The organism is Mesorhizobium sp. B2-2-4 (assembly GCF_006442375.1).
In the GTDB taxonomy this organism is placed as follows: Bacteria; Pseudomonadota; Alphaproteobacteria; order Rhizobiales; family Rhizobiaceae; genus Mesorhizobium.
In genome coordinates this window covers 208041-232650 of record NZ_VFWB01000003.1, presented here as the reverse complement: position 1 = coordinate 232650, position 24610 = coordinate 208041, and the positions used below count along the sequence as shown (strand labels likewise).

22 protein-coding genes are annotated in these 24610 nt (G+C 63.7%); 12 read left to right on the top strand and 10 right to left on the bottom strand.

The window, feature by feature from the left end; genetic code table 11:
• Window positions 1-17: 17 nt before the first annotated feature.
• The 9 genes from nusA (at window position 18) to FJ959_RS09330 (ending at window position 11611) form a co-directional block, all read left to right on the top strand.
• Window positions 18-1613, top strand: a complete 1596-nt coding sequence (gene nusA / locus FJ959_RS09370) for a transcription termination factor NusA (RefSeq protein ID WP_140496790.1) — start codon at window positions 18-20, stop codon at window positions 1611-1613.
• Window positions 1614-1651: 38 nt separating this feature from the next.
• The gene (locus FJ959_RS09365) at window positions 1652-2302 is read left to right on the top strand and encodes an RNA-binding protein (RefSeq protein ID WP_140497289.1); all 651 of its coding nucleotides are present in this window, start codon (window positions 1652-1654) and stop codon (window positions 2300-2302) included.
• Window positions 2299-4872, top strand: a complete 2574-nt coding sequence (gene infB / locus FJ959_RS09360) for a translation initiation factor IF-2 (protein WP_140513170.1) — start codon at window positions 2299-2301, stop codon at window positions 4870-4872. Before FJ959_RS09365 ends, infB begins: the two co-directional genes overlap by 4 nt.
• A gap of 114 nt (window positions 4873-4986) precedes the next feature.
• Window positions 4987-5400 carry a 30S ribosome-binding factor RbfA gene (gene rbfA, locus FJ959_RS09355; RefSeq protein ID WP_140496786.1) on the top strand — a complete coding sequence of 138 codons (414 nt, stop codon included), beginning with the start codon at window positions 4987-4989 and terminating at the stop codon, window positions 5398-5400.
• Entirely contained in the window at window positions 5400-6371 is a 972-nt protein-coding gene (gene truB, locus FJ959_RS09350; RefSeq protein WP_140523878.1) for a tRNA pseudouridine(55) synthase TruB, read from the top strand. The genes rbfA and truB overlap by 1 nt, the downstream gene beginning before the upstream one ends.
• Before the next feature lie 44 nt (window positions 6372-6415).
• Complete coding sequence (gene corA / locus FJ959_RS09345) at window positions 6416-7510, top strand: magnesium/cobalt transporter CorA (RefSeq protein ID WP_140496782.1); 1095 nt, start codon at window positions 6416-6418, stop codon at window positions 7508-7510.
• A gap of 139 nt (window positions 7511-7649) precedes the next feature.
• Window positions 7650-7961: a 30S ribosomal protein S15 gene (gene rpsO, locus FJ959_RS09340; RefSeq protein WP_281405124.1), complete on the top strand. Its 312-nt coding sequence runs from the start codon at window positions 7650-7652 to the stop codon at window positions 7959-7961.
• A gap of 413 nt (window positions 7962-8374) precedes the next feature.
• The gene (pnp, locus tag FJ959_RS09335) at window positions 8375-10522 is read left to right on the top strand and encodes a polyribonucleotide nucleotidyltransferase (RefSeq protein ID WP_140564849.1); all 2148 of its coding nucleotides are present in this window, start codon (window positions 8375-8377) and stop codon (window positions 10520-10522) included.
• A gap of 69 nt (window positions 10523-10591) precedes the next feature.
• The gene (locus FJ959_RS09330) at window positions 10592-11611 is read left to right on the top strand and encodes a class I SAM-dependent methyltransferase (RefSeq protein WP_140629779.1); all 1020 of its coding nucleotides are present in this window, start codon (window positions 10592-10594) and stop codon (window positions 11609-11611) included.
• 18 nt (window positions 11612-11629) lie between these two features.
• Here the strand turns inward: FJ959_RS09330 and FJ959_RS09325 are convergent, their stop codons facing one another.
• The 4 genes from FJ959_RS09325 to fabA all read right to left on the bottom strand — a co-directional run bounded on the left by FJ959_RS09325 (window position 11630) and on the right by fabA (window position 15933).
• Window positions 11630-13174, bottom strand: coding sequence for a bifunctional diguanylate cyclase/phosphodiesterase (locus FJ959_RS09325; protein ID WP_140523885.1), 1545 nt, complete (start codon window positions 13172-13174; stop codon window positions 11630-11632).
• Window positions 13175-13300: 126 nt separating this feature from the next.
• Window positions 13301-14113 (bottom strand): enoyl-ACP reductase FabI, encoded by an 813-nt coding sequence (gene fabI / locus FJ959_RS09320; protein WP_140629776.1) that lies wholly within the window; start codon window positions 14111-14113, stop codon window positions 13301-13303.
• A 31-nt stretch (window positions 14114-14144) separates the two neighbouring features.
• Window positions 14145-15365 carry a beta-ketoacyl-ACP synthase I gene (gene fabB / locus FJ959_RS09315; RefSeq protein ID WP_140496770.1) on the bottom strand — a complete coding sequence of 407 codons (1221 nt, stop codon included), beginning with the start codon at window positions 15363-15365 and terminating at the stop codon, window positions 14145-14147.
• Between the two features lie 49 nt (window positions 15366-15414).
• Entirely contained in the window at window positions 15415-15933 is a 519-nt protein-coding gene (fabA, locus tag FJ959_RS09310; protein WP_140496768.1) for a 3-hydroxyacyl-[acyl-carrier-protein] dehydratase FabA, read from the bottom strand.
• A 242-nt stretch (window positions 15934-16175) separates the two neighbouring features.
• Between fabA and irrA the strand changes: the two genes are divergently transcribed.
• Together irrA and FJ959_RS09300 are read left to right on the top strand one after the other, a co-directional pair.
• Window positions 16176-16607 (top strand): iron response transcriptional regulator IrrA, encoded by a 432-nt coding sequence (gene irrA / locus FJ959_RS09305; RefSeq protein WP_181165297.1) that lies wholly within the window; start codon window positions 16176-16178, stop codon window positions 16605-16607.
• Between the two features lie 49 nt (window positions 16608-16656).
• Window positions 16657-17016, top strand: coding sequence for a DUF4260 domain-containing protein (locus FJ959_RS09300; RefSeq protein WP_140557599.1), 360 nt, complete (start codon window positions 16657-16659; stop codon window positions 17014-17016).
• Window positions 17017-17059: 43 nt separating this feature from the next.
• On the opposite strand, the gene FJ959_RS09295 is transcribed toward FJ959_RS09300, so the two are convergent.
• Window positions 17060-17620, bottom strand: a complete 561-nt coding sequence (locus tag FJ959_RS09295) for an SH3 domain-containing protein (protein ID WP_140496762.1) — start codon at window positions 17618-17620, stop codon at window positions 17060-17062.
• Between the two features lie 148 nt (window positions 17621-17768).
• Here FJ959_RS09295 and FJ959_RS09290 point away from each other — a divergent pair, with 148 nt between their 5' ends.
• On the top strand, window positions 17769-18770 hold the full coding sequence (locus tag FJ959_RS09290; RefSeq protein WP_140496760.1) for a D-glycerate dehydrogenase: 1002 nt from the start codon (window positions 17769-17771) through the stop codon (window positions 18768-18770).
• 30 nt (window positions 18771-18800) lie between these two features.
• Here the strand turns inward: FJ959_RS09290 and FJ959_RS09285 are convergent, their stop codons facing one another.
• From FJ959_RS09285 to dnaA, 5 genes are all read right to left on the bottom strand, one after another.
• Window positions 18801-19289 (bottom strand): GNAT family N-acetyltransferase, encoded by a 489-nt coding sequence (locus tag FJ959_RS09285; protein ID WP_140496757.1) that lies wholly within the window; start codon window positions 19287-19289, stop codon window positions 18801-18803.
• 2 nt (window positions 19290-19291) lie between these two features.
• On the bottom strand, window positions 19292-20050 hold the full coding sequence (locus FJ959_RS09280) for a molybdopterin-synthase adenylyltransferase MoeB (RefSeq protein WP_140629773.1): 759 nt from the start codon (window positions 20048-20050) through the stop codon (window positions 19292-19294).
• A gap of 39 nt (window positions 20051-20089) precedes the next feature.
• A complete protein-coding gene (gene recF / locus FJ959_RS09275; RefSeq protein ID WP_140624821.1) occupies window positions 20090-21232 on the bottom strand; it encodes a DNA replication/repair protein RecF in 1143 nt (380 codons plus the stop codon).
• 11 nt (window positions 21233-21243) lie between these two features.
• A complete protein-coding gene (dnaN, locus tag FJ959_RS09270; RefSeq protein WP_140496751.1) occupies window positions 21244-22362 on the bottom strand; it encodes a DNA polymerase III subunit beta in 1119 nt (372 codons plus the stop codon).
• 200 nt (window positions 22363-22562) lie between these two features.
• Window positions 22563-24107 carry a chromosomal replication initiator protein DnaA gene (gene dnaA / locus FJ959_RS09265; RefSeq protein WP_140496749.1) on the bottom strand — a complete coding sequence of 515 codons (1545 nt, stop codon included), beginning with the start codon at window positions 24105-24107 and terminating at the stop codon, window positions 22563-22565.
• Window positions 24108-24610 lie beyond the last annotated feature (503 nt).

Here is a 24610-nt window from a genome sequence, read left to right as displayed (position 1 = left end):
GGCTCGGGAGAAAAAACATGGTTGTAAGCGCCAACAGACTTGAACTGCTGCAGATTGCCGACGCGGTCGCGCGTGAAAAGTCGATCGACAAGTCGATCGTCATCGCCGCCATGGCTGATGCGATCCAGAAGGCGGCACGCTCGCGTTATGGCCAGGAGACCAACATCCGCGCCGACATCAACCCCAACACCGGTGAGATGAAGCTGCAGCGGCTGATGGAAGTGGTCGAGAAGGTCGACGACTACGCCACGCAGATCGCCATTTCCTCGGCGCGCGAGCGCAATCCCGATGCCCAGCTCGGCGACTTCATCGCCGAACAGCTGCCGCCGATGGATTTCGGCCGCATCGCCGCCCAGTCGGCCAAGCAGGTCATCGTGCAGAAGGTGCGCGAGGCCGAGCGCGACCGCCAGTATGACGAATACAAGGACCGCATCGGCGAGATCGTCAACGGAACCGTCAAGCGCGTCGAATACGGCAATGTCATCGTCGATCTCGGTCGTGGCGAAGCAATCATCCGCCGCGACGAGCTGATCCCGCGCGAAAACTACAAATATGGCGATCGCGTCCGCGCCTATGTCTACGACGTGCGCCGTGAGCAGCGCGGCCCGCAGATCTTCCTGTCGCGCACCCATCCGCAGTTCATGGCCAAGCTCTTCACCATGGAAGTGCCGGAGATCTATGATGGCATCATCGAGATCAAGTCGGTCGCCCGCGACCCCGGTTCGCGCGCCAAGATCGCCGTCATCTCGCGCGACAGCTCGATCGATCCGGTCGGCGCCTGCGTCGGCATGCGCGGCAGCCGCGTCCAGGCGGTCGTCGCCGAATTGCAGGGCGAGAAGATCGACATCATTCCGTGGTCGCCCTCGGCCGCATCCTTCATCGTCAATGCGCTGCAGCCGGCGGAAGTCGCCAAGGTCGTGCTCGACGAGGACGCCGAGCGCATCGAAGTGGTGGTGCCGGACGACCAGCTCTCGCTGGCCATCGGCCGCCGCGGCCAGAATGTGCGCCTCGCTTCGCAGCTCACCGGCTGGGATATCGACATCCTGACCGAGGCCGAGGAATCCGAGCGCCGCCAGAAGGAATTCGTCGAGCGCTCGGCGCTGTTCATGGAAGCTCTCGACGTCGACGAGATGGTCGGCCAGGTGCTCGCCTCCGAAGGCTTCACCAGCGTCGAGGAAGTCGCCTATGTCGATGCCGGCGAAATCGCCTCGATCGACGGCTTCGATGAGGATACCGCCTCGGAGATCCAGACCCGGGCCCGCGAATATCTGGAGAAGATCGAAGCCGAGCACGACGAAAAGCGCAAGGCGCTGGGCGTCAAGGACGAGCTGCGCGAAATCCCCGGCATCACCACCGCCATGATGGTGACGCTCGGCGAGGACGGCGTGAAGACGATCGAGGATTTCGCCGGCTATGCCGCCGACGACCTCACCGGCTGGAAGGAACGCAAGGACGGCGAGACCAAGGTGTATCCGGGCGTGCTGGCCGATCATGGCGTTTCGCGCGCCGATGCCGAGCAGATGGTGCTCGCGGCCCGTCTCAAGGCCGGCTGGATTTCCGAAGACGAGCTTGCAGCCGAAGAAGCGCCGGCTGACGAAGCCGTTGGTGCGTGAGGTGAAACCGCATCGCACAGAAACCGCCCTTGGACGAGATGAACGATCGCACCTGCATCGTCACCCGCAAGCAGGCCGAACCGGATGAACTGATCCGGTTCGTCGTCGGCCCGGATTCGGCCGTCGTTCCGGATCTCAAGAGAAATCTGCCCGGCCGTGGTTGCTGGGTGAGCGCCGACCGCCTACATATCGACAAGGCGGCGGCCAAGAACCTTTTTAGCCGCGCCTTTAAGGCACAGGTGGTCGTGCCGCCCGATCTCGGCGGCATGGTCGATGGGCTGCTTTCCAGATCCGCCCTTGGCATGCTGGGTCTCGCTCGCAAGGCAGGGGCGATCGCGCTGGGCGCCACCAAGGTGGAGAGCGCGGTGCGCGGCGGATTGGCGCTTTTCGTGCTCCACGCGACCGAAGCCTCGGACGATGGCGTGCGCAAGATCAGCCAGGCGCGGCGGGCGACCGTCCATATTGGCGGCCCCTCCATCCTTGCCTACAAACTTTTCTCCGAGGCCGAGTTGAGCTTGGCATTGGGGGGTACAAATGTGATACATGCTGCCGTCCTCGCGGGAGACGCGGGTAAGGCGGTCCAGAAGCGCATGGTTGCGCTCGACCGATATCGGGGCGGTACCCCGGACGATCTGGCAATGCTTGCGGCCGTTGCTGACGAAGATGAGGCCGCAGAGGATATGGAATGAGCGATACGAAATCGGGCGACGACAAGACGTTGAGTGTTACGCCGAAGAAGACCTTGACGCTGAAGCGCCCCGGCATGGAACAGGGCACCGTGCGCCAGAACTTCTCGCACGGCCGCACCAAGTCGGTCGTGGTCGAGACCAAGAAGCGCAAATTCTCGCTGCCCGGCGACAAGCCGGAGCCGGCGGTGGCGGCACCCGTGTTCACCCCGAAGCCGGCGGTCGCGGCGGCTCCCGTCGTGCAGGAGGCACCCAAGGCGCCGCCTCCACCTCCGCCGGCACCGGTCGAGCGCAGCGGCATGGTGTTGAACGAACTGTCGCGCAGCGAAATGGAAGCGCGCCGCAGGGCGCTCGAAGGCTCCAAAGCGCGCGAGGTCGAGGACCGCCAGCGCGCCGTCGAGGAAGCCAAGCGCCGCGCCGAGGATGAGGAGCGCCGCAAGCGCGAGCGCGAGGAATCCGCACGCCGCCAGGCCGAGGAAGAAGCGCGGTTGCAGGCCGAGGCCGAATCCCGCCGCCGCGCCGAGGAAGAGGCGCGTCGCCGCGCGCCGCAGGCCGCCGAACTGGCGACCGCCGACGAGGAAGAAGAGGTCAAGCCGAAGCGGACTGGCGCCGGTGCGCCGGTGCGCCGTCTGGTGACGCCCGAAGTGGCGCGTCCGGCCAAGCCGACCAAGGGCGAGGAAGACCGCCGTCGCGGCAAGCTGACTTTGAACTCCGCGCTTTCCGACGAGGATGCGCGGGCCCGTTCGCTGTCGTCGATGCGCCGCCGCCAGGAAAAGTTCAAGCGCGCGATGCACAATGAGCCGCGCGAGAAGGTTATGCGCGAAGTGATCCTGCCCGAAACCATCACTATCCAGGAACTGGCGCAGCGCATGTCCGAGCGCGCCGTCGATGTGGTCAAGTTCTTCATGAAGCAGGGCCAGATCCTGAAGCCGGGCGACGTCATCGACGCCGACACGGCGGAACTGGTCGCCACCGAATTCGGCCACACGGTCCGCCGCGTCGCCGAGTCCGACATCGAGGAAGGCCTGTTCAACATCGCCGACCGTCCGGAAGACCTGGTGTCGCGGCCGCCTGTCGTGACCATCATGGGGCATGTCGACCACGGCAAGACCTCGCTGCTCGACGCGATCCGCAACGCCAATGTCGTCTCCGGCGAGGCCGGCGGCATCACCCAGCATATCGGCGCCTATCAGGTCGAGAAGAACGGTCAGAAGATCACCTTCATCGACACGCCCGGCCACGCCGCCTTCACGGCCATGCGCGCCCGCGGCGCCCAGGCCACCGACATTGCCATCCTGGTGGTGGCGGCCGACGACAGCGTGATGCCGCAGACGATCGAATCGATCAGCCATGCCAAGGCGGCCGGCGTTCCGATCATCGTGGCGATCAACAAGATCGACAAGCATGACGCCGATCCGCAGAAAGTGCGCTCCGAGCTGTTGCGCCACGAAGTGTTCGTGGAATCGATGGGCGGCGAGGTGCTGGACGTCGAAGTGTCGGCGACCAAGGGCACCAATCTCGACAAGCTGCTCGAAGCGATCCTGCTGCAGGCCGAAATCCTCGACCTCAAGGCCAATCCGGACCGCACCGCCGAGGGCGTCGTCATCGAGGCGCAGCTCGACAAGGGCCGTGGCCCCGTCGCCACCGTGCTGGTGCAGACCGGCACGCTGATGCCGGGCGACATCCTTGTCGCCGGCAATGAATGGGGCCGGGTGCGCGCGCTGGTCGACGATCGTGGCGAACACGTCAAGGAAGCGCCGCCGGCGATGCCGGTCGAGGTGCTCGGCCTCCAGGGCACGCCGCAGGCCGGCGACCGCTTCGCCGTGGTCAACAACGAGGCCCGCGCCCGCGAGATCACCGAGTACCGCCAGCGTCTGGCCCGCGAGAAGGCGGTTGCCCGTCATGCCGGCCAGCGCGGTTCGCTCGAACAGATGATGTCGCAGCTGCAGACGAGCGGACTGAAGGAGTTCCCGCTGGTCATCAAGGGTGACGTGCAGGGTTCGATCGAGGCGATCAACGCAGCGCTCGACAAGCTCGGCACCGACGAGGTGCGTGCGCGCATCGTCCATGCCGGCGCCGGCGCCATCACCGAAAGCGACGTGTCACTGGCGGAGACGTCGGGCGCGGCGATCATCGGCTTCAACGTCCGCGCCAATGTGCAGGCACGCGCCGCTGCCGCGGCCGCTGGCATCGAGATCCGCTACTACTCGATCATCTACAACCTCGTGGATGACGTGAAGGCGGCTCTGTCGGGTATGCTCTCGCCGGAGCGTCGCGAGACCTTCATCGGCAATGCGCAGATACTCGAGATATTCGACATCACCAAGGTCGGCAAGATCGCCGGCTGCCGTGTCACCGAAGGCAAGGTCGAGCGTGGCGCGGGCGTGCGCCTGATCCGCGACAACGTCGTCATCCACGAAGGCACGCTGAAGACGCTGAAGCGCTTCAAGGACGAGGTTTCGGAAGTCCCGGGCGGCCAGGAATGCGGCATGGCCTTCCAGAACTACGAGGACATGCGCGTCGGCGACATCATCGAGTGCTTCCGCGTCGAGATGGTAACCCGCACGCTCTGAGTTCGTGTGACGTCCGTCATGCCAGGCGGTGGCCGAGAGGCCGCCGCCTGGCAAACATTTGAGACATGAGGCACGGTCCTATCCCGCGCCCCACGCTTTCAGGATCGAGAAAAAATGCCCCGTTCGACCACATCAGGCCCATCCCAGCGCATGCTGCGCGTCGGCGAGCAGGTGCGCCATGCGCTGTCCGAAACCTTGCAGCGCGGCGAGATCATCGATCCGCTGGTCGAGAATGCCGTGGTTTCGGTGTCGGAAGTGCGCATGTCGCCCGACCTCAAGATCGCAACCGCCTTCATCTCGCCGCTCGGCGCCACGGACGCCGGCGCGGTGGTCGAGGCGCTCAACAAGCATGCCAAGTTCATCCGCGGCCGTGTCTCCGGCGCGCTGCGGCAGATGAAGTACATGCCCGAGTTTCGCTTCCGGCTCGACACCTCCTTCGACAATTTCGCCAGGATCAACGATCTCCTGAAATCGCCGGAAGTGGCGCGCGATCTGGATGCGGACGACGACGATAAGGACAGCGAATAATGGCGCGCCGCGGCAAGAAGAAGGGCCGGCCGGTCTCGGGCTGGGTGGTGCTGGACAAGCCGGTCGGCATGGGCTCGACCGAGGCCGTCTCCAAGATCAAGTGGCTGTTCCAGGCGGAGAAGGCCGGCCACGCCGGCACGCTCGATCCGCTCGCTTCCGGTATGCTGCCGATCGCGCTCGGCGAAGCCACCAAGACCGTGCCCTACGTCCAGGACGGCGCCAAGATCTACCGCTTCACCGTGGCCTGGGGGCAGGAGCGCTCGACCGACGACCTCGAAGGTCCGGTGACGAGGGACTCCGACCGGCGCCCCGTGGAGGCCGAAGTGCAGGCGCTGCTGCCGAAATACACCGGCGTCATCATGCAGACGCCGCCGCAATTCTCGGCCATCAAGATCGCGGGCGAACGCGCCTATGATCTCGCCCGCGACGGCGAGACGGTCGACATTCCCGCGCGCGAGATCGAAATCGGCCGCCTCGACATCGTCGAGCACGGGGCCGATCACACGGTTTTCGAGGTCGAATGCGGCAAGGGTACCTATGTGCGCTCGCTGGCCCGCGACATGGGCCGCGATCTCGGCTGCTTCGGCCATATTTCTGAACTGCGCCGGATCGAGGTCGAGCCGTTCACCGCCGAGGATTTCGTCACCGTCGCCGAACTGGAGGCGGCGCGCTTCGGCGAGCAGGGTCATGGCACGCAGCAACCGTCCCCCGATTCGATAGAAGCGCCGATCGATTTTGCCGCGATCGACGCGCTGCTTGTCGACACCTCGGCGGCACTCGACTGCCTGCCGCAGATAGCCATCAGCGACGATGCGGCGACGAAGATCCGCCTCGGCAATCCCGTCATCATCCGCGGCCGCGACGCGCCGGTGGAGGCCGAGGAAGCCTGCGCGACCGCGCGCGGCAAGCTGGTGGCCATCGGCGCCATCGAGCAGGGCATGTTCAAGCCCAAACGGGTCTTTGCCGGGTGAGGGCCCTCGTCTAATCTCTATGCGATATCTATCCGAGGGGCCGCATGGCAAAGGTTGAGGCGATCAAGACGCGGGCGCCGCTCAGGGCCAGGCGGCCGCCGGTCGGTGCATCGCCCGGAACGCTGATCGCCGATCCCGCGGCGCGACGCTCGGAACTGCGGCTCACCCTGATCTCGCCGCAAAAGTCCAAAACGATCGACAATGCCAGCATCGACGACGTCAATGCCAATTGCGAAAAGTGGCCGGTCATCTGGCTGGACTGCACCGGCCTGGCCAATATCGAGCTGATCAAGGAGATCGGCCGCATCTTCAGCCTGCATCCGCTGGCGCTGGAGGACGTCGTCAACACGGGCCAGCGGCCGAAGGTGGATTTCTACGAAGACCATGCTTTCGTGGTCGTGCGGATGATCGACGACGTCGCCTCGCACCGCTACGAGCAGATCGCCGTTTTCCTTGGCAAGAATTTCGTCGTCACCTTCCAGGAGCGCGAAGGCGATCCGTTCGATCCGGTGCGCAAGCGCATCGAAAGCTCGGCGCCGAACCGGCTGCGCGCCCGTGGCGCCGACTATCTCGCCTATGCGCTGATCGACGCTATCGTCGACAGCTACTTTCCGCCGATCGAGGCGGCGGGCGAACTCGTCGACAGCATCGAGGACCAGATGCTGCACGCACCGCACAAGCATCAGATGCAGCAGCTTCATGGATTGCGGCACGACGCCAATGTGCTGAAGGGGGTGCTGTGGCCGATGCGCGACGCGCTGGCGACGCTTATCCGCAACGACGTGCCCTATGTGAAGGCCGAAACCAAGGTCTTCCTGAACGATACGCTCGACCACGCGCTGCGGCTGATCGAGCTGGTCGAGAACCAGCGCGACATGCTGACCGGCCTGATCGAGATGCATCTGTCGCTGAGCCAGGCACGCACCAATGACGTCATTTCCTATCTGACGATCGTCTCGGTCATCTTCATGCCGCTCACGTTTCTGGTCGGCGTCTGGGGCATGAATTTCGATCCGGAGACGTCGCCCTGGAACATGCCTGAGCTGAAGGCCTATTACGGCTATCCCTTGTCGCTGCTGTTCATGGCCGTGGTCGCGGTTGGGCTGATTGCCTTCTTCAAATGGAAAAAATGGCTTTGACAGGGATAACTTGCCGTTTTGGCGTGAAAAGCCGGCTTCGTGAATTGGGCTGGTGTTTTCTTGGGAATTGCACTATATGCGCCGCAGCTTAGCGCTATGACGCTCTGCTTGCACCGGCCCCTGCTGGACGACATCCCGGCTGAGGGCGACCCGTTTCCTCGAACAGATAAGGAAAAACACGATGTCGATTACTGCCGAGCGCAAACAGGAATTGATGACTGAATTCGCAACCGCCAAGGGCGACACCGGGTCTCCGGAAGTTCAGGTAGCCATCCTATCCGAGCGCATCAAGAACCTGACCGACCATTTCAAGGACCACAAGAAGGATAACCATTCCCGCCGTGGTCTGCTCGCTCTCGTCTCCCAGCGCCGAAGCCTGCTTGATTATCTCAAGCGCAAGGACGACACGCGCTACCAGACGCTGATCGAGAAGCTCGGCCTGCGCCGTTGACGAATTGACCGGCGGGCCTCACAAGGGCCCGCCGGTCGCGCATTTGAGCACCGGACCAATCCGATCTCGAATGCAGGTACTGGAGCGCCGCGCACCCATCCGGATGCCGGACGGACGCTCCAACAAGTTGAGTTTGCGCGTGACGCATTCCACAAGCCGCTGCTTGTGGGGTCATGCGCAGGGCCAGTCGGATCGATTGGCCAAATCCGGTTTCGAGCGTGCAGAGGGCCCCCTCGAAGCCACCCCATGGACGGTCATGGGGCAGGATTGCAGGACGCTCGCGCGGCCATCCGGCCGACATGGATCGAGCTTCCCGTTGTCTTGCCCGTGGCTGCCCGAGAAAGGAAGCCAGGGGAAAGGGCACCCGCGCACGCTGAAACGGCGCGGCCCTTTCCTCATATGAAGGACAAGACATGTTCAATCACCACAAAGTGGAAATCGAATGGGGCGGTCGCCCGCTCATCCTCGAAACCGGCAAGATCGCGCGCCAGGCCGACGGCGCCGTGCTCGCCACCTACGGCGAGACCAAGGTTCTCGCCACGGTCGTTTCGATGAAGGAGCCCAAGCCGGGCCTCGACTTCTTTCCGCTGACCGTCAACTACCAGGAAAAGACCTACGCCGCCGGCAAGATCCCGGGCGGCTATTTCAAGCGTGAAGGTCGTCCGAGCGAAAAGGAAACGCTGGTTTCGCGCCTCATCGACCGCCCAATCCGCCCACTCTTTGCCGACGGCTACAAGAACGACACGCAGATCGTCGTCACCGTCGTCCAGCATGATCTCGAGAATGATCCGGACATCCTGTCGATCGTCGCCACCTCGGCGGCCCTGACCCTGTCGGGCGTGCCCTTCATGGGCCCGATCGGCGGCGCCCGCGTCGGCTACATCAACGGCGAATACGTGCTCAACCCGCATGTCGACGAGATGCAGGAATCCAAGCTCGACCTGATCGTCGCCGGCACCGCCGACGCCGTGCTGATGGTCGAGTCCGAAGCCAAGGAGCTCGGCGAAGACCTGATGCTCGGCGCGGTCATGTTCGGCCATCGCGGTTTCCAGCCGGTGATCGACGCGATCATCAAGCTGGCCGAGGTCGCCGCCAAGGACCCGCGCGACTTCACCGCGCCGGACTATTCCGCTCTCGAAGCCGAGATGCTGAAGATCGTCGGCGACGAGCTTCGCGACGCCTACAAGATCACCGACAAGCAGAAGCGCTATGCCGCCGTCGACGCCGTCAAGGCCAAGGTCAAGGCGGCCTTCGCTCCGGCCGAAGGCGAAGAGCCGAAATATTCCTCCGAGCAGATCGGCAGCGTGTTCAAGGAGCTCCAGGCCAAGGTCGTGCGCTGGAACATTCTCGACACCGGTTCGCGCATTGACGGCCGTGACCTGAAGACCGTGCGCAAGATCGTGTCCGAGGTCGGCGTCCTGCCGCGCACCCACGGTTCGGCGCTGTTCACCCGCGGCGAGACCCAGGCGCTGGTCGTCGCCACGCTGGGCACCGGCGAGGACGAGCAGTATGTCGATTCGCTGACCGGCATGTACAAGGAGAAGTTCCTCCTCCACTACAACTTCCCTCCCTATTCCGTCGGCGAGACCGGCCGCATGGGCTCGCCCGGCCGCCGCGAGATCGGCCACGGCAAGCTCGCCTGGCGCGCCATCCGCCCGATGCTGCCGACCGCCGACCAGTTCCCCTACACGCTGCGCGTGGTCTCGGAGATCACCGAGTCCAACGGCTCGTCGTCGATGGCAACCGTCTGCGGCACCTCGCTGGCGCTGATGGATGCCGGCGTGCCGCTGGCCAAGCCGGTCGCCGGTATCGCCATGGGCCTGATCAAGGAAGGTGAGCGCTTCGCCGTGCTCTCCGACATCCTGGGCGACGAGGATCACCTCGGCGACATGGATTTCAAGGTCGCCGGCACCGCCAACGGCATCACCTCCTTGCAGATGGACATCAAGATCGAGGGCATCACCGAGGAGATCATGAAGATCGCTCTCGACCAGGCCAAGGACGGTCGTCAGCATATTCTCGGCGAAATGGGCCACGCGCTGTCCGGCGCGCGCGCCGAGCTCGGCGAGTTCGCGCCGCGCATCGAGGTCATGCACATCCCGACCGACAAGATCCGCGACGTGATCGGTTCCGGTGGCAAGGTCATCCGCGAGATCGTCGAGAAGACCGGCGCCAAGATCAACATCGAGGATGACGGCACGGTCAAGATCGCTTCGGCGAACGCCAAGGAGATCGAGGCGGCGAAGAAGTGGATCCACACCATCGTCGCCGAGCCGGAAGTCGGCGAAATCTACGAAGGCACGGTCGTCAAGACCGCCGACTTCGGCGCTTTCGTCAACTTCTTCGGCCCGCGTGACGGCCTCGTCCACATCTCGCAGCTTGCCAACGACCGGGTCGCCAAGACTTCGGACGTCGTCAAGGAAGGCGACAAGGTTTGGGTCAAGCTGATGGGCTTCGATGAGCGCGGCAAGGTCCGCCTGTCGATGAAGGTCGTCGACCAGACCACCGGCAAGGAAATCGTTCGCGACAAGAAGGCTGAGAGCGAAGAAAACGCCGCCTGAACGGCCTGACCGAAAAATCGAAGCGGGCGCGGCTCATGTCGCGCCCGCTTTCGTTTATGGAGCAAAGGCATGTCTGCCGAACCGCTGAAGACACTTTTCCATCCATTCGAGGCCGAGGCGGTCGCTTTGCCAGGCAAGGGCGAACGGGCGCTTTTTCTCGGGGCCGAATCCGGCTTGCGGACACCGCAGGACTTCGACGCCGAGCTGCACGTGGTGCAAGGCTTTCGGCCGCATTTTCGCGCGCTGCAAGCCGCGGGCTTCACTGTCACCCCGCAAACGCAAGGCGATGGCTTTGACGCCGCGCTGGTGCTCGCGGGCCGCCATCGCGGCCAGAACGAGCTGCGCATCGCGGATGCGCTGGAGCGCGTCGCCGAGGGCGGATTGATCGTCATTGCCGGCGGCAAGGATGATGGCATCGCCAGCCTGCGCAAGCGCATGGACGAGCTTGTGCCGCTCGAAGGCCATCTGCCCAAATATCACGGCATCGCCTTCTGGCTTCGCCGGCCGGCCGGGACGGAGACGGCAGCAGCGCTGCGTGCCGCCAATCCCGCCGGGCTGGTCGACGGCCGCTTCAGCACGGCGCCCGGCATGTTTTCCTTCGATCGTGTCGATGCCGGTTCGAAGTTGCTGGCGGACCATCTTCCGGCCGACCTGCGCGGCCATGTCGCCGATTTCTGCGCCGGCTGGGGCTATCTGGCGGCGGAGATGGAAGCGCGTTCGCCCGGCATCTCGGCACTTGATCTCTATGAGGCGGATTTCGCTTCTCTCGAAGCCGCCAAAGCCAATCTTGCCACGGCCAGCCAGTCGGTTGCGAAAGGTTTCTTCTGGACGGACCTGCAGGGGGAGCCGGTCGAGCGTCGCTACGACGCGGTCATCATGAACCCGCCTTTTCATCGCAGCCACGCGGCCGAACCGGAGATCGGCGCCGGCCTGATCCGGGCAGCGGCAAAGGCGCTGAAGCCGGGAGCACGGCTGTACATGGTGGCGAACCGCCAGCTGCCCTACGAGCCGGTACTGGCCGCCGCCTTCTCCAGCCATGCCGAGCTCGCCCGTGACGGCATGTTCAAGGTTCTTTCCGCGCGTCGCTGACACGCAACGGCGTGACACTCAGTGCAGATTGGCGACGCGCCTCGAATCCTCGATGACATGTCCCTCGCCGGCCATGACCGCAAGCGGCGCCGGCCGGCCGAACAGATAACCTTGCACCACCTCGCAACCGGCTGCCCTGAGCAGTGTCGCCTGGTCCTCTGTCTCGACACCCTCGGCAATGATACTGACGCCGAGTGCTCGCGAGAGGCCGACAATGGTCGATACGACGGCGCCGGAGCTCGAATCCGTATCGATGCGGCTGACGAAGGAGCGGTCGATCTTCAGCTTGCCGAAGGAAAAATCGATCAGGTAGCTGAGATTGGAATAGCCGGTGCCGAAATCGTCGACGGCAACCGAGATGCCCATATCGGCAAGCTCTTTCAGGATGGCGGCGGCGCGGTCGCGGTCCTGCATCATGGCCGTCTCGGTGACTTCCAGCTCCAGCCGCGACGGCTTGATGCCGGTGGTCCGCATCGTGTCGCGCACGAGGCCGATGAAGTCCTTGGTCATGAACTGGACCGGCGAGATGTTGACGGCGACGAAGCAGTCGTCGGGTAAATGGCGGGCGTCGCTGCATGCCTTGCGCAGAACCCATTCGCCGATCGGATTGATCATGCCGGTTTCCTCGGCGATCTGGATGAACTCCAGAGGTGGGATCATGCCGCGTTCTGGATGGTTCCAGCGGATCAGCGCTTCATAGCCGACGATGCGGCCGCTCGGCAGGTCCAGCTGCGGCTGATAGTGAAGGTCGAAATCACCGCGCTCGAATGCGATGTGCAGCTCGGATTCGACCCATTGGCGATGATCGGCGACCCGCCCCATCTCGGTATCGAAGACCGACCAGTTGCCGACTCCCCTGGCGCGCGCATTTTGCAGCGCCAGGTTGGAGCGGCGCAGGATGAGGACCGGGTCGACGCCGTCCTTGGGCATCGCCACGATGCCCACCGACAGGCTCACCGATTGCTGGTGGCTGCTGAGCTCATAGGGCTCCATCATCTCGTCGATGAGCCTCTCCACCATAGCTTCCATCGTTCCCTGAATCTGATGATCGGGAAGCAGCACCGCGAACTCGCCGGCGCCGATGCGCCCGATCTGCACGCGCTCGGTTACGCAGGCCTGCAGCCGCTTGGTGAAGGCGCGGATCAGTTCGTCGCCCTGGCTGTAGCCGATCGCGTCGTTGATCTGCTTGAACCGGTCGATGTCGATGTCGATGAGGAACATCGGGGCCCCGGTGCGGCTCGTCGCGCAGGCTGCCTCGGCGATCTTGCCGACCATCGCCGGACGCGCCAGCAATCCGGTCAGCTTGTCGAACTGGGTTTCGTTGAAGACGAAATCAGCCGATTCATCGACGCCGGCGAAGAAAGACATCGCGGCTCCCGCCGCCGCCAATGCGCAAAGGGCAGCCATGATCGCCACCATCACGTCCGCCGGCATGCCGGCAAAGCCGTCGCCAAGCGCGTGCTTCAGCCCCCAGATGCCGAGAATGAAACTGCCAATGCCCGAACTGGCTATGGTGATCAGCCGGAACACCGGTGTGCGGTTCGGGTTGCTGACGGCAGGCATTGAAAGTCCCCAAATTGCGGGACTCTATAGCCGATAGGCCCTTAAAATGAGTTTCCGCGAATGCATCCAATTTTATTGGAAGGGAATTATTTCTTCGCAGGAGAAAAGACTATTTCGCGAAATGGCCTATTCGCTCGCGCGATCCGTCTGCTTCAGCTCCTCGAGCGTCGGCATGGAAACGATATGATAGCCGGAATCGACATAGTGGATTTCGCCGGTGACGCCGGAAGCGAGGTCGGACAGGAGATAGAGTGCCGAGCCGCCGACCTCGTCGATGGTCACGGTGCGGCGCAGCGGAGAATTGCGCTGCTGGTAAGAGAACATGTGGCGCGCGTCGGAAATCCCGGCGCCGGCAAGCGTTCGCACCGGTCCGGCCGATATGCCGTTCACCCTGATGCCGCGCGGGCCGTAATCGTTGGCGAGATAGCGCACGCTGGCCTCGAGACCGGCCTTGGCGACGCCCATGACGTTATAGTTCGGCATGACGCGCACCGAACCGGCATAGGTCAGGGTGATCATCGATCCGCCATCCTGCATCAGGGCCGCGGCGTGGCGCGCGACCTCGGTGAAGGAATAGCAGGAGATGACCATGGTGCGGACGAAATTGTCGCGGCTGGTGTCGGCGTAGAGGCCCTTGAGCTCATTCTTGTCTGAAAAGCCGATGGCATGGACCACGAAGTCGAGCCCGCCCCAGGCCTTGCCCAAGGTCTCGAAGGTGGCGTGGACCGAGGCGCTGTCCTCGACATCGCAGGGAACCACCAGCGCCGCGCCGAGCTTGTCGGCAAGCGGCTTGACCCGGCGGCCGAAGGCGTCACCCTGGTAGGTGAAGGCAAGTTCGGCCCCATGTTCGGACAGTTTCCGGGCTATGCCCCAGGCGATCGAATGATCGTTGGCGACGCCCATGACAAGCCCGCGCTTGCCCTTCATCAATCCGTCCATGATCGCCAATCCTCGTGGAAAAAACGTGGCCTTATGCGGAATAGCGCTGGAAAACCAGCGTTGCGTTGGTGCCACCAAAGCCGAAGGAATTGGACAAAACGGTGTCGATCCTGGCGTTGTCGATGCGCTTTCGCACCACCGGCATGCCCTCGAATTCGGGGTCGAGAGTCTCGATATGGGCGCTTTCGCCGATGAAACCGCCTTGCATCATCAGGATCGAATAGATGGATTCCTGCACGCCGGCCGCGCCCAGCGAATGGCCCGTCAGCGATTTGGTCGAGGTGATGAAGGGCATCTTCTCGCCGAACACCTCGCGGATCGCGCCCATTTCGCGGGAATCCCCCACCGGCGTCGAGGTCCCATGGGTGTTGATGTAGTCGACCGGGGTGGTGACGGTCGCCAGCGCCTGCCGCATGCAGCGGACCGCGCCTTCGCCCGAGGGCGCAACCATGTCGAAGCCGTCCGAGGTGGCGCCGTAGCCGACGATCTCTGCATAGATCTTGGCGCCGCGCGCCTTGGCATGCTCCAGTTCCTCGAGCACCAGCACGCCGGCGCCGCCGGCGATGACGAAGCCGTCGCGATCGACGTCATAGGCGCGGGAAGCGGCAGATGCCCTGTCATTGTACTTCGACGACATGGCGCCCATGGCATCGAACAGGTCCGACATCGTCCAGTCGAGATCTTCGTGGCCGCCGGCGAACACCATGTCCTGCTTGCCCCACTGGATCAGTTCGTAGCCATTGCCGATGCAATGCGCCGAGGTCGAACAGGCCGACGAGATCGAATAGTTGACGCCGTGGATCTTGAACCAGGTGGCCAGCGTCGCCGACGCGGTCGACGACATCGCCTTCGGCACCGCGAATGGGCCGATGCGCTTGGGGCTGCCATTCTTGAGCGTGGTTTCGGCCGCCTCGACGATGGTGCGGGTGGAAGGCCCGCCCGAGCCCATGACGATGCCGGTGCGCTCATTGGTGATGTCGCTCTCGCCAAGGCCGGCATCGGCGATCGCCTGGTCCATGGCGACATGGTTCCAGGCCGCTCCCTGGCTCAGGAAGCGCATTGCGCGGCGATCGATCATGGCGCTGGGATCGAGCGTCGGCGCGCCCCAGACCTGACAGCGGAAGCCGTGCTCGGCGAAGGAGTCGGAGAAGCTGATGCCGGATTTGGCGTCATGCAGCGAGGCTTGCACCTCGTTGGCATTGTTGCCGATCGACGACACGATGCCGAGGCCTGTGACTACGACACGTCTCATTCGCAACTCCTTCCAGGAATGCTGGCCACGAAGTCGGCCAGGGCGACGGTCAAGCGACCGCCGACTGCTTGGACAGACCGACTTTCAGGTCCGTTGCCGCGTATATGGGTTCGCCGTCCGCCTTTAGCCAACCATCGGCGATGCCCAGCACCAGCCGGCCACGCATCACACGTTTGAATTCCACGCCATACTCGACCTTTTTAACCGAGGGCGTGACCATTCCCTTGAACTTGACCTCGCCGGTCGACAGCGCCATGCCTTTGCCGGGTTCGCCCAGCCAGCCGAGATAGAAACCCGTCAGCTGCCACAGGGCATCGAGGCCCAGGCATCCAGGCATGATGGGATTGCCGATGAAATGGCAGGCAAAGAACCACAGGTCCGGCTTGATGTCGAATTCGGCGCGGATGAAGCCCTTGTCGAAAGCCCCGCCTGTTTCGCTGATCTCGGTGATGCGGTCAAACATCAGCATCGGCGGGTAAGGCAACTGGGCATTGCCCGGTCCGAACAGCTCGCCGCGGGCGCAGGCCAGCAATTCTTCGTAGTCGTAGCTGGATTTCGAACCCGCCATCAATCTCGTTCCCATATGTCCCGGGCGCTGGCGCGCCCTTGTCGTTGGTGTCCTAACACAATCTGTTTCAGGCCGGAAACCGGCGTTTGCGCTTAACCCGCCAGTCTTGCCGGGTCAATGCGCGCTATTGATCGCATCCGGACGACAGAATATATGTCGAAAGGGGTCCGGTTTCGGCAGACATCCATTTTTTTGCCATTCTGGACGTGTCTTGAGGCGGAACTGTGAGCTTGGACGACCAGATGGACCGGGGCTGCCGGAAGGAAAATGTCGCTGTGGACAAGCGGGTTCGTGAAGCCGGCCTGAGGCCGACACGGCAGCGCATTGCGCTTGCCGACCTGCTTTTCGCCAAGGGCGACCGCCATCTGTCGGCCGAGGAACTGCACGAGGAGGCCGTCGCCGCCGGCGTGCCGGTGTCGCTGGCCACCGTCTACAACGCCCTTCACCAATTCACCCAGGCGGGACTCCTGCGCATTCTGGCTGTCGAGGGCGCCAAAACCTATTTCGACACCAACACCTCCGATCATCACCATTTCTATATCGAAGGCGAAAACCGGATTTTCGACATCGCCAATGGTCCGGTCACCGTCACCAACCTACCGGAACCACCCGAGGGGATGGAGATCGCCAATGTCGACATCGTGGTGAGGCTGCGCCCCAAACGCGCCGAATGACCGAAGGCCAAGCACGTATGCACGGCCGGGCACGTATGAACGGCCAGGAATGAAACCCCTCGATCTGGCTGTCCGGCTGGAATGGGCCGCTGTCGCGGTGTCCGCTATCGTCTTTTATGCACTCGCCGGTGCGTCCTGGTGGTTGTTCGCCTTGTTGATCCTGGCGCCTGATCTGTCCATGTTCGGCTATCTCGCCGGGCCGCGCGTCGGCACCGCCTGCTACAATGCCTTCCACATCTTGGTCCCACCGGTGTTTTTGGTGCTTGCCGGCAGCCTGTTCGGCAATGCAGCCGCTATAGCGGTTGCATTGATCTGGATCGCCCACATCGCTATCGATCGCGCGCTGGGTTACGGCTTGAAGCTGTCGAGCAGCTTTCAGGATACCCATCTCGGCCGCATCGGCCGCTAAACGGTCCGGCCTGCGGTTCAAACGAATCGGGCAAGGCCAAAAATCAGTCCTTGACCCGCTCGCCGGGATAGGCGCCCCAGACGACGGATTGGGCGAGCCAGCCGGTATGGCCATCGAGCGTCATTTCGCACCACTGGCCGTCGCAGGATTTGATCGTGCCCATGACGCCCGGCTCGACGATCGCCACCACGCTGGCGTCCTTTTCGGGGCTCCTGAGGAGATTGATCTGGGCGCCCTTGCCGCGCTGCCACGGCGCCACGATCGCCGTGCGCCGGCCCGAAAGCAGCGACTGGTTGATCCAACCTTCCGAACCGTCGGCGTCGCGCACGCGGCGCCATGTGTCGAACTCCTGGATGATCTCCATCGGCAGGCCGGCCTTCAGATACATCCAGTCGACCGAGTAGTTGGCGCCCGGCCCGACACGCGAATTGACGCGGCCGGATTTCAGGCTGACGAATCGTGGCAGCGGCAGGCCGCTCGGCCCGAGCGTGACGACGCTCTGGGCGGGAGCCGCTGCACCTTGCGCGCACAGTTGGGGTGAATAGAGCAGAGCGCCGAGAAATGCTGCGCTGAGGGTCAGGCGAAGCGACGCGAAACCAGACACTTTCGTTCCTTTCGGCGCTGGCCTGCCGGCCCCGGCGCCCCTTTTTCTTTGTCTTCGGCGGCACCGCTTGGTACATGGGTAAATCGGCTACCGCGACCGGCTTCCAGTTTCGCCGGTCTTGGTTAAAGAGGTCTCAACGAGGGAAGCAATGGCAGGCAAAAAGAAGCCTCTCGTGGTCATCACGCGAAAACTGCCCGACCCTGTCGAGACCCGCATGCGCGAGCTGTTCGACGCAAGGCTGAATGTCGAGGACAGGCCGATGACGCAGCCGGAACTGGTCGCGGCGGTCAAGGAGGCCGACGTGCTGGTGCCGACGGTGACCGACCGCATCGACGCGGCATTGATCGCCCAGGCCGGCGAAAACCTCAAGCTGATCGCCAATTTCGGCAATGGCGTCGACAAGATCGACGTGGCGGCCGCGGCCAAGAAAGGCATCACCGTAACCAACACGCCCAACGTGCTGACCGAGGATACGGCCGACATGACGATGGCGCTGATGCTGGCGGTGCCGCGCCGGCTGGCGGAGGGCGCCAATGTACTCACCGGCGACAAGAAATGGGCCGGCTGGTCGCCGACATGGATGCTTGGCCGGCGCATCTGGGGCAAACGGCTCGGCATTGTCGGCATGGGGCGTATCGGCACCGCCGTTGCCAGGCGTGCCAAGGCTTTCGGCCTCTCCATCCACTATCACAACCGCCATCGCGTGCTGCAGGCGGTCGAGGACGGGCTGGAGGCGACCTATTGGGAAAGCCTCGATCAGATGCTGGCCCGCATGGACATCATCTCGGTCAACTGCCCCTCGACGCCGGCGACCTTCCATCTGCTTTCGGCGCGGCGGCTGGCGCTGCTCCAGCCCACCGCCTATATCGTCAACACCGCGCGCGGTGACATCATCGACGAGGAGGCGCTGGTCAAGCTGATTCAGGATGGCAGGATCGCCGGCGCCGGACTCGACGTCTACGAGCACGAGCCCGCATTGAACGGAAAACTGCTCAAGCTCGCGACCAAGGGCAAGGTCGTGCTTTTGCCGCATATGGGGTCGGCGACGCTCGAGGGCCGCATCGACATGGGCGAGAAGGTGATCATCAACATCCGCGCCTTCGTCGACGGCCACCGCCCGCCGGATCGCGTGCTGCCGCTCAGGACCTGAGCGGCTTCGCAACATAATGTAAGTGGAAACTTACGAAACAGTCTTGCGCATGGTGACCGAAGTCGGTCGCGCATAACCTTCATGCGCCGTTCTCACGGTCTCGCGAAAACCGAGCCGGGCAAAGGCTGCCTGGTTCCCAGCCAGCTCGATTCGCGTCTGCAGCTCGATTGCGGCCTTGCCGCGGCTGCGGGCAAAATCCTGGACGGCTTGCATCAACAACCTGCCGATGCCCTGGCCCTGACAGTCCGGCGTGACGGCGAGCTTGCCGACATAGAGGTGGTCGGTTCGTTCCAGGGCGAAGATGCAGCCGACGATCCTGTTGCCGCTGAGCGCCAGCATGCCGGTCTCGCGGCGGGCTTTGTCGCGCAAGGTTTCCGCGGTGAGCAGGTGCGCCGAGGACGGCGGGTCGATGATGCCGTCCATGAAGGCGAAAGCGCGCAGGATCAGGGCGAGCACTTCGTTCCAGCGGTCGAAATCGGCCGGAATCCGGGTGATGACGATATTGGCAGTGCGCGTCAACGTCAGTTTCGTCTCTTGTAGCGGATGGTCTCGAAACGCGCGGCCAGCGCGTCATAGAGCAGCAGTCGTCCGATCAGCGGCTCGCCAATGCCGGTGATCAGCTTGATGGCTTCCATCGCCTGCAACGTGCCGATGACCCCAGTCAGCACGCCAAGCACCCCGGCCTCGGCACAGGACGGCACCAGACCCGGCGGTGGGGCCTCCGGGAAGAGGTCGCGGTAGCCGGGGTTGGAGGTGCCGTCCCTATCGGCTTGGAACGGCATCAGCACGGTCACGGAGCCATCGAAACGGCCCACGGCGGCGTGCACCAGCGGCTTTCCCTCCGCCGCGCAGGCATCGGCCACGACATAGCGCGTCTCGAAATTGTCGGACCCGTCGACGACCACGTCGTAACGGGCGACGAGGGCTTGGGCATTGTCCGCGGTCAGGCGCAATGTGTGGATTTCGACAGCGGTATTGGGATTGATGCGGGCGATTGCCGCCTTGGCGCTGTGGGTTTTCAGCATGCCGACAGTGTCGGTGTCGTGAATCACCTGCCGCTGCAGGTTGGAGAGCGAAACCGTGTCGTCGTCGATCACGCCGAGCGTGCCGACGCCGGCTGCGGCAAGATATTCAAGCACTGGTGCGCCCAATCCGCCGGCGCCGATGACCAGCACCCGCGCTCGCTTCAGGCGCTGCTGGCCGGCGCCGCCAATTTCGGGCAGCACGATGTGGCGGGCATAGCGTTCGAGTTCTTCGTCGGTGAGGGCGGTGGCGATCATGGCTCGATCATATAGCGGGAGAAAAACCTTGTCAGGTGCTCACACAGCCATCGGCGCGACCGTGCCGTGATCCACGATCAGGAACTGCGCCCGGCCCGCCAGGCTGGAAAACAGCGCCGCATCGGTTCCCGTCATGAAAGCCTGGCAGTTCAACTCCTCCAGGATCGAGAACAGCGCCGCACGCCGGCCGCCGTCGAGATGTGCCGCGATCTCGTCGAGCAGCAGGATTGGCGTCAAGCCGGACATCTCGCCGGTCAATCTGGCATGTGACAGGACAATGCCGACAAGCAACGCTTTCTGTTCGCCGGTCGAACACAGCGCCGCCGGCATCGCCTTGGGTCGGTGCCGGACCACGAGATCGGAGCGGTGCGGGCCCTCGAGCGTGCGCCCGGCGGCGCGGTCGCGGTCGCGGCCCCCGGCGAGCGTGCGGCGGAACCGCTCCTCGACGTCGACAGCCGGCGTGTTGGCGATCTCGGCTTCCAGATCGCCCGACAGGCCGATATCGGCCTGCGGAAACGGGCCGCTGTCGGGCAGCCTGTCGATCATGGCGGCCAGAAGGCGCACCATTTCGGCGCGCGCCGCGGCGATCGCCACGCCTGTCTCGGCCATCTGCGTCTCGATCGCCTCGAACCAGCTCAAATTCCGCGAACCTTCCGTCAGCAGCCGGTTGCGGCCGCGCATCGCCTTTTCATAGTCGAGGGCGCGCTGTCCGTGGCCTGGATCGATCGCCAGCACCAGCCGGTCGAGAAAGCGCCGGCGGTCCGCGGCCGGTCCGGTGAACAGAGCGTCCATGGACGGCGTCAGCCACACGACGCGCAGCCATTCCAGCATGTCCTCGGCCGATCGCGCCGTGGCGCCGTTGATACGCACCCGCCTGCCGCCCTCGCCAAGACTGTCGCCACTCGAAATGCCCGTCCCTATCTCGACTTGGCCGTCAGGTCCGTCGAGCCGTGCGTGCAGCGCAAAGCCGCCGTCACCGCCCTCACGCGCGACGTCCGCGTAAGGCGCGCGGCGCAGGCCGCGGCCCGGCGTCAACAGGGAAATCGCTTCCAGCAGATTGGTTTTGCCAGCGCCATTGTCACCGGAAAACACCACCGCGCCCGGCTCAAGCTCGACCGACAGCGCCGCATAGTTGCGGAAATTGGTAAGTGTAAGCTTACTTATATGGGTTTGTGCCGGCAACCGCTACTGCTCTACACCCGCATCGGCATCAGCACATAAAGCGCGGTTTCATCGGCCATGTCGTGGATCAGCGTTGGCGAACCGGCGTCGGCCAACATGAACCGGGCCTCTGAACCGGTCAATTGTGCGGCAACGTCGAGCAGGTACTTGGCGTTGAAGCCGATCTCGATCGGGTCGGCTGAATAGTCGGCGGCCAACTCCTCGGTGGCGCTGCCCGAATCCGGATTGTTGACCGCAAGCGTCACCTGGCCCTCACTGATCGAAAGCTTCACCGCGCGCCCGCGTTCGGAGGAGATGGTCGAGACGCGGTCGACGGCGGCCGCGAAGCTCTGGCGGTCGATGATCAGCTTCTTGTCGTTGCCGGTGGGAATGACCCGCTGATAATCGGGGAAGGTGCCGTCGATCAGCTTGGAAGTCAGGATGACGCTGCCGATGGTGAAGCGGATCTTGGTGTCCGACAACTCGGTGGTGACCGCCACGTCGGGATCATCGACCAGCTTCTGCAATTCGCTGACCGTCTTGCGCGGTATGATGATGCCCGGCATGCCTTCGGAACCCGCCGGCGCGTCGATCTCGGCGCGCGCCAGGCGATGGCCGTCGGTCGCCACCGAGCGCAGCTTCAGCTTGCCGCCGACCTCATGTGTGTGAAGATAGATGCCGTTGAGATAATAGCGCGTCTCCTCGGTGGAGATGGCGAACTGGGTCTTCTCGATCAGCCCCTTGAGCGCGACCGAGTCGAGCCGGAAGATATGCGAGAAGGATCCGGCCGAAAGCTCGGGGAAGTCCGATTGCGGCAGGCATTGCAGTCGGAAGCTCGAGCGGCCGGAGGTCACCGTCATGGCGTTGCCGTCCTCGTCCGTCTTCAGCATCACCTCGGCACCGTCGGAAAGCTTGCGCACGATGTCGTAGAGCAGATGCGCCGGAACCGTTGTCGCGCCACCCCGCTCGACCTTGGCCGGCGTCGCTTCCGTCACCTCCAGGTCGAGGTCGGTGGCCTTCATTTCCAGGCTGGCGCCTTCGGCGCTGAGCAGCACGTTGGACAGGATCGGTATGGTGTTGCGCCGCTCGACCACGCGGTGGACGTGGTTGAGCGACTTCAGGAGATTTGACCGTTCCAGGATAACACGCATGACGAACCAGGCTCGCTTGAATGAATGAGCGGGTCTCCGGCTGGCGGCGTCCCGCGAAAGGTCTGAACAGGCTTCAGAATCTGCGTAAACTGACAGGAAAAAACCAGCAAACGCAAGCCCGCGCGACCGGTTCGGGCCGGCTACGCGGGCTTTCTGGGGATAAAGGCGGCGAAGCACGCCGCCAGGCGTTTTCGAACGGCTCAGGCCTGGTCGTTGATCAACCGTCTCAACAGTTCCAGTTCCTGCGCCAGCGTGTTGTCGCCGCCGGAAAGATCCTCGATCTTGCGCACTGCGTGCAGCACCGTTGTGTGGTCGCGGCCGCCGAAGCGCCGCCCGATCTCGGGCAGCGAGCGCGGCGTCATCACCTTGGACAGATACATGGCGACCTGCCTCGGCTTGACGATGGTGCGCGTGCGCCTGTTGGACAGCAACTCGGTCTTCGACACATTGTAGTGCCGCGCGACGATGCGCTGAATATCCTCGATACGGACCCGCTTCGGCTCGCCGGTGCGGTAGATATGGCCGAGGATCTCGTCGATGCGATCGATGGTGATCTGCGGCTCGAAAGACTGGCGGAACAGGAGTTGATTGAAGGCGCCTTCCAGTTCGCGGCCGCTGCCGGTCACCGTGCGGGCGACGTGATTGAGGATCTCGTCGGAGATGTCGAGGGAAGCGTCGTCGTGCCTGGCGGTGGCGAGGCGCAGCTTGAGCATGCCCAGGCGCATGGCGAAATCGGGGGCCGACATTTCGAGCGCGACGCCGCCATTGAGGCGCGAGCGGACCCGCGGTTCGAGGGATTCCAGTTCCGACGGGGGCCGGTCGGCGGCGACGACGACCTGCTTGGCGCTGTCGAGCAGCATGTTGATCAGATGGCAGAATTCGTGCTGGATCGACTTGCCCTGCAGGAATTGCATGTCGTCGATGATGAGCAGGTCGATATCGCGAAGCTGTTCCTTGAGCGTCAAGGCATTGTTGTCGCGGATCGCGGTGGCGAAGCGCCACATGAAATATTCCGCCGTCAGGTAGACGACGCGCGATTTCGGGTTCTGCTTCAGCGATTCCGCGGCGATAGCCTGCAACAAATGGGTCTTGCCGAGGCCGACCGTCGCATGAAGGAAGAGCGGGTTGAAGCGCACCGCGCTCGACTGCGATTCCGCCACGGCCTTGGCCGCGGCGAAGGCCACCCGGTTCGACGGCCCTTCGATGAAAGAGGCGAACGTGTAACGCGGATCGAGCGGCGATCCCAGCACATTGTGGCGGAACTCGCTCTCGGCCGGCATGCCCGGGCGCGGCGCCGGAGCCCGCTCCAGCCTGCCGGGGCTTACGGTGCCGGCGGCCAGCGCCGTCTGCGTTTGTCGCGTCATCTTGCGCGCCGGCGCCAATTCCGGTTCGGCATGGCTGCGCCCCTGGCGGGTGGCTGTGCGCACGATGATCTCGATCTTGAGGATCTCCGGATCCTCGTGCTTCCAAAGCTCGCAGATAAGGTCGAGATAGTGGCCGTTGATCCACGAGCGCAGGAAGGCAGTGGGCACCGAAATGCGAACGATGCCCTTTGAAGCCTCCGCGACCTTCATGCGCCCGAACCAGCTCGAATAGACTTCGGTTCCCAACCGCGCCTTCAACTGGGCCTTGACCCGGTCGAACTTCTGTTCCGCGTCGCTGGAAGCCGCCATCTCATCAGCTCCGATCAGATTTCCTGAAAATGGGATGTCATTGGTAAGCTCCCTTTCGACGCCGCTCTGCATGATCGAGTTCCTTGTCTCTGTACCTGTTTTTCCGCCGGGGATGCGCCTCCTGCATCCGTGTTCCAGCGACTGCGCTTTGCTACGACGCCCGCTGCCGCCGCCGGCAGATGAACGTCGCCCATTGTCCAGGGAACCGGTGCCGGCCCATGGAAGCCAGTCCGTGTTGGGTATGTCAGGGCAATGCAACACCGTCCGGCGAAAATCGCCGGCGCTGTCGACCTGCCATGTATAGTTACGCCAGTCCCCTACCGTATCGAAAAAGAGCAAACCAAACCTGTTCGCGGACTTGATCCGCGCCACAAACCCCGCCAATTTAAGCTGGCCCATTCAGGCTGGGTCAGGGCCACCCGGCCCATCCCTTTCGATGGACCGACATTACCGAAATCGCTGTGGATAGGGCAAGGCCACGTCTAACGGATTTTTAAGGAATCTGGTTAGGTCCGGCGCGCCGAAGCGCCATGCGGCAGCACTATAGTTTGACAAAGCCATTGTGATTCAAACCC

Excerpts from the sequence above, each read along its gene's own strand:
- nusA (WP_140496790.1), top strand. The coding sequence starts at position 18 with ATGGTTGTAAGCGCCAACAGACTTGAACTGCTGCAGATTGCCGACGCG.
- FJ959_RS09365 (WP_140497289.1), top strand. The coding sequence starts at position 1,652 with ATGAACGATCGCACCTGCATCGTCACCCGCAAGCAGGCCGAACCGGAT.
- infB (WP_140513170.1), top strand. The coding sequence starts at position 2,299 with ATGAGCGATACGAAATCGGGCGACGACAAGACGTTGAGTGTTACGCCG.
- rbfA (WP_140496786.1), top strand. The coding sequence starts at position 4,987 with ATGCCCCGTTCGACCACATCAGGCCCATCCCAGCGCATGCTGCGCGTC.
- truB (WP_140523878.1), top strand. The coding sequence starts at position 5,400 with ATGGCGCGCCGCGGCAAGAAGAAGGGCCGGCCGGTCTCGGGCTGGGTG.
- corA (WP_140496782.1), top strand. The coding sequence starts at position 6,416 with ATGGCAAAGGTTGAGGCGATCAAGACGCGGGCGCCGCTCAGGGCCAGG.
- pnp (WP_140564849.1), top strand. The coding sequence starts at position 8,375 with ATGTTCAATCACCACAAAGTGGAAATCGAATGGGGCGGTCGCCCGCTC.
- FJ959_RS09330 (WP_140629779.1), top strand. The coding sequence starts at position 10,592 with ATGTCTGCCGAACCGCTGAAGACACTTTTCCATCCATTCGAGGCCGAG.
- FJ959_RS09325 (WP_140523885.1), bottom strand. The coding sequence starts at position 13,174 with ATGCCTGCCGTCAGCAACCCGAACCGCACACCGGTGTTCCGGCTGATC.
- fabI (WP_140629776.1), bottom strand. The coding sequence starts at position 14,113 with ATGGACGGATTGATGAAGGGCAAGCGCGGGCTTGTCATGGGCGTCGCC.
- fabB (WP_140496770.1), bottom strand. The coding sequence starts at position 15,365 with ATGAGACGTGTCGTAGTCACAGGCCTCGGCATCGTGTCGTCGATCGGC.
- fabA (WP_140496768.1), bottom strand. The coding sequence starts at position 15,933 with ATGGCGGGTTCGAAATCCAGCTACGACTACGAAGAATTGCTGGCCTGC.
- irrA (WP_181165297.1), top strand. The coding sequence starts at position 16,176 with ATGGACCGGGGCTGCCGGAAGGAAAATGTCGCTGTGGACAAGCGGGTT.
- FJ959_RS09300 (WP_140557599.1), top strand. The coding sequence starts at position 16,657 with ATGAAACCCCTCGATCTGGCTGTCCGGCTGGAATGGGCCGCTGTCGCG.
- FJ959_RS09290 (WP_140496760.1), top strand. The coding sequence starts at position 17,769 with ATGGCAGGCAAAAAGAAGCCTCTCGTGGTCATCACGCGAAAACTGCCC.
- FJ959_RS09280 (WP_140629773.1), bottom strand. The coding sequence starts at position 20,050 with ATGATCGCCACCGCCCTCACCGACGAAGAACTCGAACGCTATGCCCGC.
- dnaN (WP_140496751.1), bottom strand. The coding sequence starts at position 22,362 with ATGCGTGTTATCCTGGAACGGTCAAATCTCCTGAAGTCGCTCAACCAC.
- dnaA (WP_140496749.1), bottom strand. The coding sequence starts at position 24,107 with ATGCAGAGCGGCGTCGAAAGGGAGCTTACCAATGACATCCCATTTTCA.